This is a genomic window from Geodermatophilus sp. SYSU D00684 (assembly GCF_054050455.1).
Genome location: NZ_JBJGZI010000015.1, coordinates 121,316 through 136,019, shown reverse-complemented (window position 1 = coordinate 136,019; position 14,704 = coordinate 121,316). Strand labels below are relative to the sequence as shown.

Sequence of the window (14,704 nt, the reverse complement as noted above, 5' to 3'; positions counted from 1 at the left end):
GGCCGGGGAGGGTGCGCCCCACCAACGTCGACTTGCCCGCGCCCTGCAGGCCGACCACCCCGACCAGCGCGGGTGAGGTGCTGTAACGGCCTCCCTGCAGGGGCCCGCCGCGCGCGGGCGAGCGGTGGGGGGGTGGGGGGGGGCGGGGGGCGAGGGGGTCCTCCGTCAGCGCTCGTCGAAGGTCTCGGCCAGCCAGCGCTCGGCGTCGATGGCCGCCGCGGCGCCGGTGCCGGCCGAGGTGATCGCCTGCCGGTAGACGTGGTCGACGACGTCACCGCAGGCGAAGACGCCGTCGATGTTGGTGCGGGTGGAGGGGTGCTCCACCTGGATGTAGCCCTCGTCGTCGAGCTTGAGCTGCCCGGCGAACAGCTCGCTGCGCGGGTCGTGGCCGATGGCCACGAACACGCCGCTGACCGGGAGCTCCTCGGTGCTGCCGGTGACGACGTCGGTCAGCTGCACGCCGGAGACGGTCCGGTCACCGAGCACGTCGGTGACCTGCTTGCCCAGCGCCCAGCGGATCTTCTCGTTGTCCTGCGCGCGCTTCTGCATGATCTTCGAGGCGCGCAGCTCCTCGCGGCGGTGGACGACGGTCACCGTCTTGGCGAAGCGGGTGAGGAAGGTGGCCTCCTCCATCGCCGAGTCGCCGCCGCCGACCACGACGATGTCCTGGTCGCGGAAGAAGAAGCCGTCACAGGTGGCACAGGCGGAGACGCCGTGGCCGAGCAGGCGCTGCTCGTTGTCGAGGCCCAGGTACCGGTACTTGGAGCCGGTGGCGACGATGACCGCGTGCGCGAGGGTCACCTCGTCGCCGACCTTGACCACCTTGGGCGTGGCGGTGAGGTCGACCTCGGTGACGTCGCGGGCGACCAGCTCGGCGCCGAAGCGCTCGGCCTGCTGGCGCATGTCCATCATCAGCTGCGGGCCCTGGATGCCCTCGGCGAAGCCGGGGAAGTTCTCCACCTCGGTGGTGGTCATGAGGGCGCCGCCGAACTGGGAGCCCTCGAAGACCAGCGGGTGGAGGTTGGCCCGGGCGGCGTAGACGGCCGCGGTGTAACCGGCGGGACCCGATCCGATGATGACCAGGTCACGGACGCCGTCGTGCTCCGCGGGCGGGATCACGGGCGACTGGACCTCCGTGGTCGTCGCGGGGCCAGGGGTGGGCTGGGGGTCGGTCACGCGGGGCACAACGCCGCATCGTAGGGCGGGATTCCCGTGATCAGGGCGCTGACGTGCAGGTCACTCCCCCGCGGCGGGGGTGACGGCGACCTCGGCGAGGTCGCCGGCGAAGCCGTCCCCGGCGGGGACCAGGCCGGTCACCCACACCAGGACGTACTGCGCGGTCACCGGCTCGTCGAAGGCGAGGTCGGTGGTCCCGTCGACGCTGCCGGAGGTGGCGACGGCGAAGGAGTCGAGGTCACCGTCGGGCGCCTCGCCGGTGCGGACCTCGACGTTGACCCCCGGGGTGGTCGTCGTCAGCGTGACGCCGCCGATCGCCTGGGGCGAGCCGAGGTCGTAGACGACGCCGACGCCGGGCTTGAGGTTGCCGAAGTCGGCCGAGCCCCGGTAGGTGAGCGTGGACCAGGTGGTGGCCGGGTCGCCGTCGTGGGTGGCCGGCACCTCGTCGGTGTTCTCCGGCTCGCCGTCGCCGAAGGGGTCGAAGACGGTGGCGTCGCGGATCGTCAGGGGCGTGCCGGCCTCCGGCGCGGGGGCGGCGCTGTCCTCGGCGGGCGCGCTGCTGGACGGGACCACCGGCGTGCCGGGCCGCTCGTCGACGTTCGTGGCGACCGAGAGCAGGTTGGTGCCCACCCACCAGGCGAGCAGCACGACGACGACCAGGGCGGCCAGCAGCAGGCCGACGACCAGGAACCGGCGGCGGCCGGGCGAGCCCCCGGCGTCGTCCTCGTCCTCCTCGTCGACCGGCTCGCCGACGACGGCGACGTCGTGGGGGTCCTCGGCCGGCACCGGCGGGAGGGCGCGGGCGGGCCCGAGCGGCACCGGCGGCAGGGTGTCCGGGTCGAGCCGCTGGGGTCCCCCGGCGTCCTGCGCCGCCACGGTGGGGGCCTGCTCGGCGTCGCGGTGCTCGCGCAGGCGCCGCAGCCACCCGCTGTCGCTCTCGTCGCGGCCGCGGACCGGCACGGCCGAGGACCGCGGCCGATCGGCGAGCAGCGCGGCCATCGCCGCGGCGCTGGCCAGCCGGGCGCCGGGCTCGGTGGAGCGGACGCGGCGGACGAGCGCGGCCAGGTCCGGCTGGGCGATGACCGGGGCGGCGGCGGGGACGCCGTCGGGCCCGGGCACGCCGGCCTGCCGGCCGGTGAGGCAGTACTCGAGCAGCGCGCCGAGGGCGGCGATGTCCTCCTGGACGGTGCCCGTGGCGGCGGGGACGGCGCGCAGGCCGACCAGCCCGTTGGGCCGCAGGACGACGGTCTCGGGGCTCAGGCCGCCGACGGGCAGGCCCACCCGGTGCGCCTCGGCGACGCCCTCCGCCAGCCGGCGCAGGACGGTGCGGGCCTCCCGCTCGCCCATCGGCCCGGACCGCAGCCGCTCGGCGAGGGTCTGCCCCTCGATCCACTCGTTGACGACGTAGGCCACGCCGGTCTCGCCGCCGCTGCCCTCCGAGGCGTCGTAGACCATCGCCAGCGCGGGGGTGGCCAGGCCGCCGGCGGTGAGCGCGCGGGCGATCCAGGCGCGCGCCGGCGGGCCGCCGGGGACGTGCACGCGGATGGCGACGTCGCGGTTGAGGATGCGGTCCTTGGCGCGCCAGCAGTGGATGACGCCGGTCGAGGTGCGTTCCTCGGGGCCGACCTCGTCCAGCGGTCGGTACCGGTCGGGGAGGCCGGTGATCGTCGCCGTCATGGACGTGTCCGACCCCCTGTCCGCTCCCCCCGGCTGCGCGCTGCCCCGGGGACGCCGTCCGTGCCCGCCGGTCCGCGGCTCACCCGCGGCCCAGCCGCGCGCGGACGGCGGCGAGGGGTTCCCGGAGCTCCGGGACGCGGGCGAGCACGAAGCCGGCGAGGGCCGTGACGCCGACGACCACGGTACCGATCAACAGGGTGCCGAGCGAGCCCGTCAGCGACGTGCCGAACGCGTCGTGGGTCACCCGGACGACGACCCAGCCGGCGCCGGCCGCCACCGCCGCGGCGAGCACCATCCGCAGCACCGGGCCCAGCGCGCCGCCCCGCGCCACGCCCGGCTCGGCGCCGAGCTGCCGGCGCAGCGCGAGGTGCCCGAGCACCCATCCGGCGAGGTAGGTGAGGCTGGTGGCCAGCATCAGCCCGGCGACGACGTGCTCGGGCTCGACCAGCGCCGGGACCAGCAGCAGCAGCGGGACGCGGACGAGGACCATGCCGACCTGGATCAGCGTCGGCGTCCGGGCGTCCTTCATGGCGTAGAAGACGCGCAGCTGCAGGAGCGTGACGGCCATGGGCAGCAGCCCGAACGCGCCGACGGCCAGGGCCGCGCCGATGCCCTGCGCCTCGTCGACGGAGGTGTTGCCGCGGGCGAAGGCGACGGCGCCGAGCGCCGGGCCGACGACGGTGAGCGCGGCGGCCACCGGCAGCAGCCCCAGCGCGGACAGCCGCGTGCCGAGGGAGAGGTCCTGGACGACGCCGGGGACGTCGTTCCGCGCGGCGGCGCGGCTCATCCGCGGCACGAGGGCGGTGAGCAGCGCGACGCCGATGATCCCGTAGGGCATCTGGAACAGCAGGCTGGCGTAGGCGAAGGCGCTCGAGCCCAGCCCGCCGTCGCGGGCGGCCGCGTTGGCCACGCGGGTGGCCACCACGACGCCGACCTGGCTGACCGCCACGTACAGGACCACCCACAGGCCCAGCCCGCCGACCTCGCGCAGGCCGGTCTGCCGCAGGCTCCACCGGGGCCGCAGCGGCACGCCGGCCCGGTGCAGCAGCGGCACCAGCACCAGCGCCTGGACGGCGATGCCGAGCAGGGTGCCGCCGCCGAGCAGCCACACCTGGCCGGGGGTGATCGTCTGCGGCTCGAGGTCGCCGGGCCCACCGGCCATCACGAACAGCACGCCGGTGGCGATGACGACGACGTTGTTGAGCACCGGCGCCCACGCCGGTGGCCCGAAGACCCCGCGCGAGTTGAGGATCGCCTGCGCCAGCGCGCCGATGCCGTAGAAGACGATCTCCACCAGCAGGATCCGGGCCAGCCAGTTGGCCAGCCGCACCTGGTCGGGGTCGTCCTCGATGCCGTACAGCGCGGTCAGCGCCGGCGCGATGACGACGGCGACCACGGTGACCACCAGGAGCCCGGCGATCGCCACCGTGGACAGCCGCTGCGCGTAGGCGACCCCGCCGTCGCGGTCGCGCTCCTGCGCGTGCACCAGCAGCGGCACGATCACCGAGGTCAGGACGCCGCCGAGCAGCAGCTCGTAGACGATGTTGGGCAGCGTGTTGGCGGTGTTGTAGGCGTCGTTGACCAGCCCGACGCCCAGCGCCGCGGCCAGCACGACCGTGCGCAGCAGGCCGGTGATCCGGGAGACCAGCGTGGCCACCGCCATGGTCCCGGCGGCGCGCAGGAGGCCGCGGCTGCCGCCGGGGGCGCCCTCCCGCTGCTGCGCCTCCTCCTCGGTCTCGCCCTCGGGCCGCGGGACCGGGGGCAGGTGCAGGATCGGGATGACCTGCGTCTCGTCGGCCGGGATGAAGCGGCGCCGCACCGGCGGCGGCACCGGCGGCAGCGGCCGGGGCGCGGGCCGGACGGCCGCGGGCGGGGGCGCCTCGGCCCCGGGGACCGCCGGGCGCCGTCCGTCGGCCCGCGCGCCCGGCTGGTCCCCGGTGCGGGGCGCCCCGGGCGGCCGGGGCCGGGCCGGCGGCACCGGGGGCATGGCGCGGCGGGCCGCCGGGGTGCCCGGCAGGCCCGAGCCCGGCGGCGGGGCGACCGGGTAGGGCGGCGGGGGCAGCGGCCGGGACCGGTCGCGCTCCGGCGCGGGTCCCGCCGCCTCCGGGGACGCCGCCGCGGGAGGCGGGGAGGACACGGGTGGGGGCACCGGCGGCAGCGGGCGCGCCCCCGGCTCCCGGGCCGGTGCGTCCTCGTCGCTGCGGGGGTGGCCGGTCACACCGGGCTCCGGCTGGGCGGCAAGGCGGCCCCGGCGCCGTCGGGCAGCTCCTCCTCGGGCCGCCCGCGGCGGCGGAGGAAGAGGACCCCGCGGCGCAGGAACAGCAGCCCGAGCAGGACGGCGGCGCCGATGGTGATCGACAGCGAGATCGTCCCGTAGGCGGTGCTGCGGACCTGGATCGCGACGTCGTCGCCCAGCGGGCCGCCGTCGGGGGTGGTGAGGCTCGCGGTGACGGCGAAGCGGCCGGACTGGCGCACCTCGGTCGGGACCTCCAGCGTCGTGCGCTGCTCGGGCGCGAGCTCCTGCGCCTCGAGCTCGCCGATGGTCAGGCCGACGTTGTCGCGGGTGCGCGCCTCCACCAGCACCCGCACCGCGAAGGGCAGGTCGTTCTGCACGGTGAGCACCAGCGGCGCGTCGCTGGAGGCCAGGCTGTAGGTGCCGTCGGCGGGGGCGACCAGCGTCACCCGCTCGCGCAGCCCGGCCAGGGTGTCGCGCACGTCCCCGGCGGCGGTCGTGAAGCCGGCCGGGTCGTCCCGCCAGGCCACCGAGGCGGCCCGGGCCAGCGCGGCGTCGTACCCGGCGAGGACGGTGGCGGGCTCCCCGACGACGGCGCCGGCGAGGTCGTCGCGCAGCGCGGTCGCGGCGACCAGCCCGGCCACGCCGGCGGGGTCGAGCACCGCCGCGCCGGCCTGGTCCACCGGCGTGCCGGCGTCGGCGACCGGGCCCGCGGACAGGTCGGTCAGCGACGCCGGGCGCAGCCCGGGCAGCGCGGTGTCGGTGATCATCGCGGCGACCGTCTCGGGGTCGGGGTCGACGTCGCGCGGCGGGGCGACCAGGACGCTCTGGCCCGCCGGGGTGACGGGCGTCTGCTGCGAGACCAGCACCAGCTCCGCGACGTAGCGCTGCTCGGCCACCCGCGGGCCGCCCTCGGCGGTGTGGGCCGTGCCGACGACGGAGGACAGCCCCGCGTCGGCCACCAGGGCCTCGACCGGGCCGTCGGTGCCGGGCACCGTGGTCCGCGCGGCCGCGCCGCCGCCGGGGATGCCGAGCGCCGCGTCGCCGTCGCTCATCGCGCTGGAGGCGACCACCACCTGCTCGACGCCGCCCTCCCGGAGGGTCGCGAGCGTGTCCGGCCGCAGTGCCCCGCCGGCCGCCCAGGTCAGATCGGTGCGCGGGGTGACCCCGAGGACGTCGGCCAGCAGCGCGGCCCCGGCCGGCCCGGGCGAGGCGTCGGAGACCACGCTCCCGCCCTCCGGGGTGTCGCCCTCCGCCCCGGGTGCGGCGCCGGGCAGCGCGCGGGTGAGCGCGGCCTCCAGGCCCGCGGCCTGCAGCGCGTCGGCGTCGACGTCGCCGTAGGGCAGGGCGAGCACCGGGTGGTCGGCGGCCACGGCGCGCAGCCGCTCCAGCCACGCGGCGGCGGCCTCGGTGCCGGTGCCGGCGTCCTCCTCGCCGCCGACGTCGTAGGGGCCCTCGGCCATGACCGAGAGCTCCTCGACCAGGGCGGGGTCCACGGCGAGGGTCACCGGGGCCAGGGACGTGGCCGCGGGCGCGACGGCGGCGGGGAGCCGCTCGACGGCGGACAGCGCGCGGTCGAGCCGGCCGCCGTCGGAGACCGCCTCGGCCAGGCCGTCGTCGACGAACCGGCCGGAGGCGTCGCGGTGGCTGCGCTCGGCCAGCGGCCACAGCCAGGCGACGGCGGTGGCGGTGGCCGGCGGCGCGCTCTGCTGCACCACGTGGGTGCGGACCTCGCCCACCCGGCTCGGCTCGCCGTCGGCGGTGGTGCCGTTGACGTTGACCAGCAGGGGGTAGACGCCGTCGCGGTCCAGCGCCAGGTCGGCGGTGGTGACGGTGACGGTGAACGGCGCGGAGTCGCCGGGGGCGAGCGGGCCGGGCAGCGGCTGGAACGGCGTGGTGAACGCGGTGGCCGGGTCGGGGTCGGCGTCGGCGGCGAGCAGGTCGGCGCGGGTGGTGACGGCCAGGCCGCGCTGCAGCCGCACGCCGAGGTCGGTGATCGTCTCGGTGCCGTCGTTGGTGAGCGTGCCGGCCAGGGTGACCGCGCCGCCGGGGGCGACGGTGCGCGGCTCGAGCCGGGTGAGGTCGACGGTGACCGGCCGCTCGGGATCGGTCGCGGGCGCGGCCGGGGTCGCCGGGGCCGCGGCGGCGGGAGCCGCGTCCGGGACGAGCGCGGGGGCGGCGGCGAGCGGGAGGGCCAGCAGGGCCGCCGTCAGGACGCGGGTCACCGTCCTCCCGCGCCGGCCGGCCCCGGACCGGGGGGTGCTGTGCCGAGGATGGACGTCGCGGTCCGGGTCACGCACTGTCGGCGAGCAGCGCGGGCGCCCGCTCGACCAGCGCCCGCTCGTCGGCGTAGGCCAGCCGGTCGGACAGCTCGTCGAGGGGGACCCAGGCGACCTCGGTCACCTCGACGTCGGCGTCGGACAGGGCGCCTCCGATGGCGCGCAGCAGGAAGTGGTGCACGGTCTTGTGCACGCGGCGGCCCTCGGCGACAAACCAGAAGTCGATGATCCCGAGCGGGGCGAGCACCTCGCCGATGATCCCGGTCTCCTCGGCGACCTCCCGGACGGCGGTGTCCTCGGGGGTCTCGCCCTCCTCGATGTGGCCCTTCGGCAGCGACCACAGCAGCCGGCCGCGGCGGTCGGTGCGGCCGATCAGCGCGGCGCGCGGGCCGGAGATGCCGTCGTCGGCGACCACGAGGCCCCCGGCGGAGGTCTCGTCGACCCGCCGCAGGCGGCGGCCGGGACGCCCGCGTCCGCCGGTGCCTGCCATGCCAGGAGGGTAGCGCGAGCCGCCGCACTACCCTGGCTCGTCGTGTCCGAGGAGCGGAAGAGTCGTCCGGCCGCCGTGGACGTCCCCTCGGCGGTGCAGCAGACCGTGCGCGAGCTGGTCGAGGTGTCGCCCGTGCTGGTGGAGCTGGGGGAACGCTTCGCCGCGGCCGGGTTCGAGGCCCACCTCGTGGGCGGGTCGGTGCGCGACGCCCTGCTGGCCGCCGGCAGCGGCGCGCCGACGCCGCCCGGCGACCTCGACGTCACCACCGACGCCCGGCCCGAGGAGGTGCTGCGGCTGCTGCGCGGCTGGGCGGGTTCCACGTGGAACCAGGGCATCGCCTTCGGCACCGTGGGCGCCGAGGTGCGCGGCACCCGGCTGGAGATCACCACCTTCCGGGCCGACCGCTACGACCGCGAGTCCCGCAACCCCGAGGTGGCGTGGGGCGAGTCGCTGGTCGACGACCTGGCCCGCCGCGACTTCACGGTCAACGCGATGGCGGTGTCGCTCGGCCCCGACCGCACGGTGACCGACCCGTTCGGCGGCCTCGGCGACCTGCTCGCCCGCCGGCTGCGCACCCCGGGCGCGGCGGCGGACTCCTTCGCCGACGACCCGCTGCGGATGCTGCGCGCGGTGCGCTTCGTCGCCCAGCTCGGGCTCACCCCGGACGACGACGTCGTCCGGGCGATGACCGACATGTCCGGGGAGCTGGCGCGGATCACCCCGGAGCGGGTGCAGGCGGAGCTGTCCAAGACGCTGCTGCAGGACGCCCCCCGCGCGGCGCTGGAGCTCCTCGTCTCCACCGGCCTGGCCGACGTCGTGCTGCCCGAGCTGCCGGCGCTGCGGATGGAGATCGACGAGCACCACCAGCACAAGGACGTCTACTCCCACTCGCTGACCGTGCTCGACCAGGCGATCGCGCTGGAGAAGGCCGACCCGGACGCGGAGTCGCCGGACCTGGTGCTGCGGCTGGCGGCGCTGCTGCACGACGTCGGCAAGCCCGCGACCCGCCGGCACGAGCCGCGCGGCCGGGTCTCCTTCCACCACCACGAGGTGGTCGGCGCGAAGCTGGTGCGCAAGCGGCTGACCGCGCTGCGCTACCCCAAGGACGTCGTCGAGGCGGTCGCCCGGCTGACCTTCCTGCACCTGCGGTTCCACGGCTACGGCGGCGGCGAGTGGACCGACTCCGCGGTGCGCCGCTACGTCACCGACGCCGGCGACCTGCTGTCCCGGCTGCACAAGCTGGTCCGCTCGGACTGCACCACCCGCAACCGGCGCCGGGCCGCCGCGCTCTCGGCCACCTACGACTCGCTCGAGCGGCGGATCGCCGAGCTGTCGGCGGCCGAGGACCTCGCGCGGGTGCGGCCGGACCTCGACGGCAACGCGATCATGGAGATCCTGGGCATCCCGCCGGGCCGCGAGGTCGGCGAGGCGTGGACGTACCTCAAGGAGCTCCGCCTGGAGCGCGGCCCGCTCGGGCCCGACGAGGCCGAGGCCGAGCTGCGCGCCTGGTGGGGCGCCCGCTCCTGACTCCCCCGCACGGGTGGCCGCTCCCCCCGCGCCCCTCCCCGCGCCCGCCGTCCCCCGGTAGGACGGACGGCCGGACCGCGAACGGGGGCACGGGTGCACGGGGGAACGCAGGACGGGCGCGCCGTGCGCGCGCCGTGGCCCTCGGAGGGGGCCGTGGAGCGGCCGTCGGGCCCGTGGCCGCCGCCCCTGCCGCCCCCGCCGGGCATCCCGTCCTCGCCCACCGGCCGCGTGCCGCGGTGGGTGCTGGACGAGGCGGCCGGCCGTCCCGCCGACCCGGTGTCGTGGCGCGCCTGGGAGGGCGGGCCGCCGCCCCCGCGCCGCCGCTCCCCCGCCGTCCGCGGCGTGCTGGCCGTCGTCCTGGTGCTCGCGCTGAGCCTCGGCGCGGCGGTGCTCGCCGGCCCGCGCCCGTGGCCCTGGGAGTCCACCTCCGGCTCCGCCGGCGCCGGGAGTCCCGCTGCCCCGGCGTCGGACCGGCCCACGCCCGGCCACGAGGCCGCGGACCTGCCGCTCGGCGCGCCGCCGCCGGCACCGGCCGGCGGCACCTACGCGTTCGTCGAGCACCAGGCCGACGGCGTCACGCCGGTCGCCTACGACCCGTGCCGCCCGGTGCACTGGGTCATGCGGCCCGACGGCGCGCCGCCGGGCGCCGCCGGGCTGGTCGAGGAGGCGCTGACCCGGCTGTCGGCCGCCACCGGCCTGCGGTTCGTCCCCGACGGCCCCACCGCCGAGGGGTACACCGACGACCGGGCGGTGTTCCAGCCCGACCGCTACGGCGACCGCTGGGCGCCGGTCCTGGTCAGCTGGGCGACCCCGGAGGAGGTGCCCGGCCTCGGGGGCACGGTGGCGGGCCTGGGCGGCAGCCAGGCGGCCGCCGCGGCCGGCGGGCCGTGGGTGTTCGTCACCGGCGCGGTGACCATCGACGCCGGCTGGGCCGCCGGCGCCGCGGGGTCCCCCGAGGGCCGGGCCGCGCTGCGCGCCGTCCTCATGCACGAGTTCGGGCACGTGCTGGGCCTGGACCACGTCGACGACCCGGCCGAGCTGATGGCCCCGCGCAACGACGGCCAGGTGGACTTCGGCCCCGGCGACCTCGCGGGCCTGGCGCGGCTGGGTCGCGGCGCCTGCGAGCCGGGCCTCTAGACCCGCGCCGGCGCCGCGCTGCGCCGCAGGAACGCGACGGCGGTCAGCCCGTACACGGCGCCGACGGCGAGCAGCACCGGCACCGACACCCCCGAGGCCGGCAGCACCAGCGCCCCGGCCACCAGCGCGGCGACGTAGGAGACGTTGACCAGGGTGTCGTACACGGAGAACACGCGCCCGCGGACGTCGTCGCCGAGCACCTCCTGCAGCGTGGTGTCGACGCACACCTTCACGCCCTGGGCGACGAAGCCGAGCACGAACCCGCCGGCCACGATCCCCGGCGGCGCGAAGGTGAGCCCGAGCAGCGGCTGCAGCACCCCGCCGGCGGCCAGCAGCAGTGCCGTCCACCGGCGGCGGCCCAGCCGGCGCACCGCGGCCGGGGTGACCAGCGCCGCGAGCAGCGTGCCCACCGCCCCGGCGCCCACGACCTGCCCCAGGCCGACAAGCCCGCCGGGGAACAGCGGCCCCGACCCCTCCGCCAGCGGGCCGCGGTACAGCAGCAGCGACATCAGCGTCAGCACGCCGTAGCAGACCCGGTGCCCGGAGATCGCCAGCAGCGCCGCCGTCGCCGGCGGGTGCGTGAGCACGTCCCGGACGCCGTCGGCCATGCCGCGCAGCACCTGCCGGGCCGCGAGCCGGGCCGCGCGGGTGGCGCGGTCAGGACCGAGGTGGGCCCGGCCGAAGCCCGCGACGACCGCCGCGGCCGCGAGGTAGGGCAGCGCCGCGGACAGCGTCACGGCCGCGTAGCCGGCGTCCCCGGTCGGCGCCAGCTGCAGCAGGCCGACCGCGGCCGCCCCGCCGACGACGGTCGCCACCGCCCCCGAGGTCGTCGACAGCGCGTTCGCCGTCACCAGCACGCCGGCGTCGGCGGTGTGCGGGAGGCCGGCCGACAGCGCCGACAGCACGAACCGGGTGACCGAGAAGACGGCGAGCCCGGCGACGGCGAGCGGCAGGCCGCCGGCCCCGGTCACCACGAGGGCCGCGACGACGGCGACCAGGCCCGCGCGCAGCACGTCGGCGTGCACCAGCACCTGCCGGCGGCTCCACCGGTCCAGCCAGACGCCGGCGAAGGGGCCCAGCACCGAGTAGGGCATCAGCAGCACCGCGAACCCGGCCGCGACGGCGAGCGGGTCGGTGGCCCGCTGCGGGTTGAACAGCACGCTCCCGGCGAGCGAGGCCTGGAAGACGCCGTCGCCGAACTGGGCCAGGAGCCGGGTGGCCAGCAGCCGGCGGAAGTCCTCCCGGCCGAGCAGGAGCCGCACGGTCGGAGCGGCCCGCGTCACCGGCTCACCCTATGGCGCGCTCCCGCCCTCCCCCGGGCCCCGGACTGTTGCACACTGGACGGGATGTCTCCGGTGCCCTCACCCGAACCCGAGTCCGGCCCGCCCACCCGGCGGGTCACGGGCCGACGCCGTGCGCCGGTGCCGCGGCTGTCCACCGGCACCCTCGACGACGTCGTCCCCGGCTCGCTGCTCGTGGCCATGCCCGGGCTCACCGACCCGAACTTCGCCGGCACCGTCGTCTACGTGCTCGACCACAACGACAGCGGCACGCTCGGCGTGGTCCTCGGCCGGCCCAGCCAGGTCGAGATCCGCGACGTGCTGCCCGGCTGGTGCGACCTCGCCGTCGAGCCGGGCGTCTTCCACGTCGGTGGCCCGTGCGAGACCGACACCGCGCTGTGCCTGGCCAGCGCCCCCGGCGCGGCCGGTGAGGGCGAGGGGCTGCGGCGGGTGGCCGGCGACGTCTACCTCGTCGACCTCGACGCCGACCCCGGCTCCCTGGGGAGCGGCCTGTCCGGCCTGCGGGTGTTCGCCGGCTACGCGGGCTGGTCGCCCGGCCAGCTGGCCGCCGAGGTCGCCGAGGGCGCCTGGGCGTGCGTGCCCGGCACCCCGGGCGACGTGCTCAGCGAGCTGTCCGGACCGCAGCTGTGGCGCGCGGTCCTCGCCCGGCAGACCGGCCGCCTGGCGGTGCTGTCCACGGCACCGGCCGACCCCTCCGCGAACTGACACGCCGCGGGAGGACGGTCCGGGGCGCGCACCCCGGCGACGTCTGGTAGGAATGACCCCGGAGGGGGCGGTCTGGGGAAGAGGCCGCCCCCTCTTCCCGTGTCCGGGCCCGGGTGGATCCGCCCCCGGTTCAGATGCCTACCGCCGCCGCGACCTCCGGGTGCGCCGCCGCGTCCACCGTCTGCCCGTCCTCCGGCAGGGCGATCGTCCGCGGCCCGTGGTCCGACAGCGTCACCGTGACCTCGGTGTCCTGACCGGGCAGCGGGGTGACGTACTGCAGCAGCAGGCCGGTGGCGTCGTCCACGGTGACCGTCCAGCCGGCCTCCCCCGCGTAGACCGTGGCCAGCCGGCGGTCGACCGACCGCTGCCCCTCCCAGGTGTGCTCCCCGCCGAGGAAGGCGGCGGCGTCGTCGGCCTCGGGGGCGCCCAGGTTGAGCACCACGGCCACGAGGACGTCGGTCAGCGGCACCGCCTCGGGCCCGGTCGCCAGCGCGCGGCTGACGAACGGGACGTCCGGCCGGCCGGCGGCGGCGAGCGCGTCCGGCAGCCCGGGGACGTCGCCGAACCAGATCCGGTCGCGGGTGAAGAACAGCGTGCGGGTGTCGTCGGGGCGCCCGTCGCCGTAGGTGGTCACCGCCTGCGCCCGGCCGGCGGAGCCGGCGAAGTCGACCTCGCCGCTGAGGCGCAGCAGGCCGCCGTCGCCGAAGGGCGCGGCGACCTCGACGTCGGCGCCGCCCTCCTCCGGGTCCTGCGCCAGCAGGCCGGCGAGCACCTCGGCCTCCTCGGCGGTCACCGGGTCGCCGGGCTGCCGGTCGGCGGGGTCGCCCGAGCACCCGGCCAGCAGGACCGCCAGCAGGACCAGCGCGATCGCGAGCAGGCGGCGCGGCATGGCGGTCAGCGTAGGCAGCCCGGCGGCACCGGTCCCCCGACAGGCCGCAGGCCCGCCCCCCGGGTCGGGGGACGGGCCTGGTGACGTGGTGGAACGGCCTACCTGCGGGGTCCCGCCCCGAGCTGGGGGTACCTCCCGCTTGCGGGGGACAGCGAGGGGTGGGGAGCAGGTAGGTCCTTCCTCAGCGCTCCACCTCGCCGCGGATGAAGGCCTCCACGGCGTCGCGGGCCTCGCTGTCGCTGTACTGCACCGGCGGGGACTTCATGAAGTACGACGACGCCGACAGGATCGGGCCGCCGATCCCGCGGTCCTTGGCGATCTTCGCCGCGCGGACGGCGTCGATGATGATGCCGGCCGAGTTCGGGGAGTCCCAGACCTCGAGCTTGTACTCCAGGTTCAGCGGGACGTCGCCGAACGCGCGGCCCTCGAGGCGGACGTAGGCCCACTTGCGGTCGCTCAGCCACGGCACGTGGTCCGACGGGCCGATGTGCACGTTGTCGGTGCCCATGTCGCGGTCGACCTGGCTGGTGACGGCCTGGGTCTTGGAGATCTTCTTGGACTCCAGGCGCTCGCGCTCGAGCATGTTCTTGAAGTCCATGTTGCCGCCGACGTTGAGCTGCATCGTGCGGTCGAGCTGCACGCCGCGGTCCTCGAACAGCTTGGCCAGCACCCGGTGGGTGATGGTCGCGCCGACCTGGCTCTTGATGTCGTCGCCGACGATCGGGACGCCGGCGGCGGTGAACTTGTCCGCCCACTCCTTGGTCCCGGCGATGAACACCGGCAGGGCGTTGACGAACGCGACGCCGGCGTCGAGGGCGGCCTGCGCGTAGAACTCGGCGGCCTGCTGCGAGCCGACCGGCAGGTAGCAGACGAGGACGTCGGCGCCGGACTCCCGCAGCGCCGCGACGACGTCGACCGGCTGCTCGTCGGACTCCTCGATCGTGGCCCGGTAGTACTTGCCCAGGCCGTCGAGGGTGGTGCCGCGCTGCACCGTGACGCCCAGCGGCGGGACGTCGGTGATCTTGATGGTGTTGTTCTCGCTGGCGACGATGGCCTCGGAGAGGTCACGGCCGACCTTCTTGGCGTCGACGTCGAACGCCGCGACGAACTGCACGTCCGAGACGTGGTACTCGCCGAAGCGGACGTGCATGAGGCCCGGGACCGAGGTGGTCTCGTCGGCGTCGCGGTAGTAGTGCACCCCCTGAACCAGCGAGGCGGCGCAGTTGCCGACGCCCACGATGGCGACCTTGACAGCTCCCATGGGTTTCCCTTCTCCCTGGACCGGGTGGT

The 14,704-nt window shown here is 77.0% G+C and carries 11 protein-coding genes; 3 read left to right on the top strand and 8 right to left on the bottom strand.

The genetic code is table 11. The features are described 5' to 3' along the window. Window positions 1–165: 165 nt before the first annotated feature. The 5 genes from trxB to ACI79L_RS13055 all read right to left on the bottom strand — a co-directional run bounded on the left by trxB (window position 166) and on the right by ACI79L_RS13055 (window position 7,855). A complete protein-coding gene (gene trxB / locus ACI79L_RS13075; protein ID WP_456937201.1) occupies window positions 166–1,119 on the bottom strand; it encodes a thioredoxin-disulfide reductase in 954 nt (317 codons plus the stop codon). 117 nt (window positions 1,120–1,236) lie between these two features. After that, window positions 1,237–2,853 carry a hypothetical protein gene (locus ACI79L_RS13070; RefSeq protein ID WP_456937200.1) on the bottom strand — a complete coding sequence of 539 codons (1,617 nt, stop codon included), beginning with the start codon at window positions 2,851–2,853 and terminating at the stop codon, window positions 1,237–1,239. 79 nt (window positions 2,854–2,932) lie between these two features. Continuing rightward, entirely contained in the window at window positions 2,933–5,071 is a 2,139-nt protein-coding gene (murJ, locus tag ACI79L_RS13065; RefSeq protein WP_456937199.1) for a murein biosynthesis integral membrane protein MurJ, read from the bottom strand. Then, complete coding sequence (locus tag ACI79L_RS13060; protein ID WP_456937198.1) at window positions 5,068–7,311, bottom strand: DUF6049 family protein; 2,244 nt, start codon at window positions 7,309–7,311, stop codon at window positions 5,068–5,070. The genes murJ and ACI79L_RS13060 overlap by 4 nt, the downstream gene beginning before the upstream one ends. A gap of 67 nt (window positions 7,312–7,378) precedes the next feature. Beyond that, the gene (locus tag ACI79L_RS13055; RefSeq protein ID WP_387988621.1) at window positions 7,379–7,855 is read right to left on the bottom strand and encodes an NUDIX hydrolase; all 477 of its coding nucleotides are present in this window, start codon (window positions 7,853–7,855) and stop codon (window positions 7,379–7,381) included. A gap of 42 nt (window positions 7,856–7,897) precedes the next feature. Here ACI79L_RS13055 and ACI79L_RS13050 point away from each other — a divergent pair, with 42 nt between their 5' ends. After that, on the top strand, window positions 7,898–9,382 hold the full coding sequence (locus tag ACI79L_RS13050) for a CCA tRNA nucleotidyltransferase (RefSeq protein WP_456937197.1): 1,485 nt from the start codon (window positions 7,898–7,900) through the stop codon (window positions 9,380–9,382). A 153-nt stretch (window positions 9,383–9,535) separates the two neighbouring features. Then, window positions 9,536–10,519 carry a matrixin family metalloprotease gene (locus ACI79L_RS13045; RefSeq protein ID WP_456937196.1) on the top strand — a complete coding sequence of 328 codons (984 nt, stop codon included), beginning with the start codon at window positions 9,536–9,538 and terminating at the stop codon, window positions 10,517–10,519. Here ACI79L_RS13045 and ACI79L_RS13040 read toward each other — a convergent pair. Further along, the gene (locus tag ACI79L_RS13040) at window positions 10,516–11,802 is read right to left on the bottom strand and encodes an MFS transporter (protein WP_456937195.1); all 1,287 of its coding nucleotides are present in this window, start codon (window positions 11,800–11,802) and stop codon (window positions 10,516–10,518) included. The two genes, ACI79L_RS13045 and ACI79L_RS13040, sit on opposite strands and share 4 nt — an antisense overlap. Before the next feature lie 138 nt (window positions 11,803–11,940). Here ACI79L_RS13040 and ACI79L_RS13035 point away from each other — a divergent pair, with 138 nt between their 5' ends. Further along, complete coding sequence (locus tag ACI79L_RS13035; RefSeq protein ID WP_456937194.1) at window positions 11,941–12,525, top strand: YqgE/AlgH family protein; 585 nt, start codon at window positions 11,941–11,943, stop codon at window positions 12,523–12,525. Between the two features lie 130 nt (window positions 12,526–12,655). Here the strand turns inward: ACI79L_RS13035 and ACI79L_RS13030 are convergent, their stop codons facing one another. Together ACI79L_RS13030 and ACI79L_RS13025 are read right to left on the bottom strand one after the other, a co-directional pair. Continuing rightward, window positions 12,656–13,414, bottom strand: a complete 759-nt coding sequence (locus tag ACI79L_RS13030) for a hypothetical protein (protein ID WP_456937193.1) — start codon at window positions 13,412–13,414, stop codon at window positions 12,656–12,658. 181 nt (window positions 13,415–13,595) lie between these two features. Beyond that, the gene (locus tag ACI79L_RS13025; protein ID WP_387988615.1) at window positions 13,596–14,675 is read right to left on the bottom strand and encodes an inositol-3-phosphate synthase; all 1,080 of its coding nucleotides are present in this window, start codon (window positions 14,673–14,675) and stop codon (window positions 13,596–13,598) included. Window positions 14,676–14,704 lie beyond the last annotated feature (29 nt).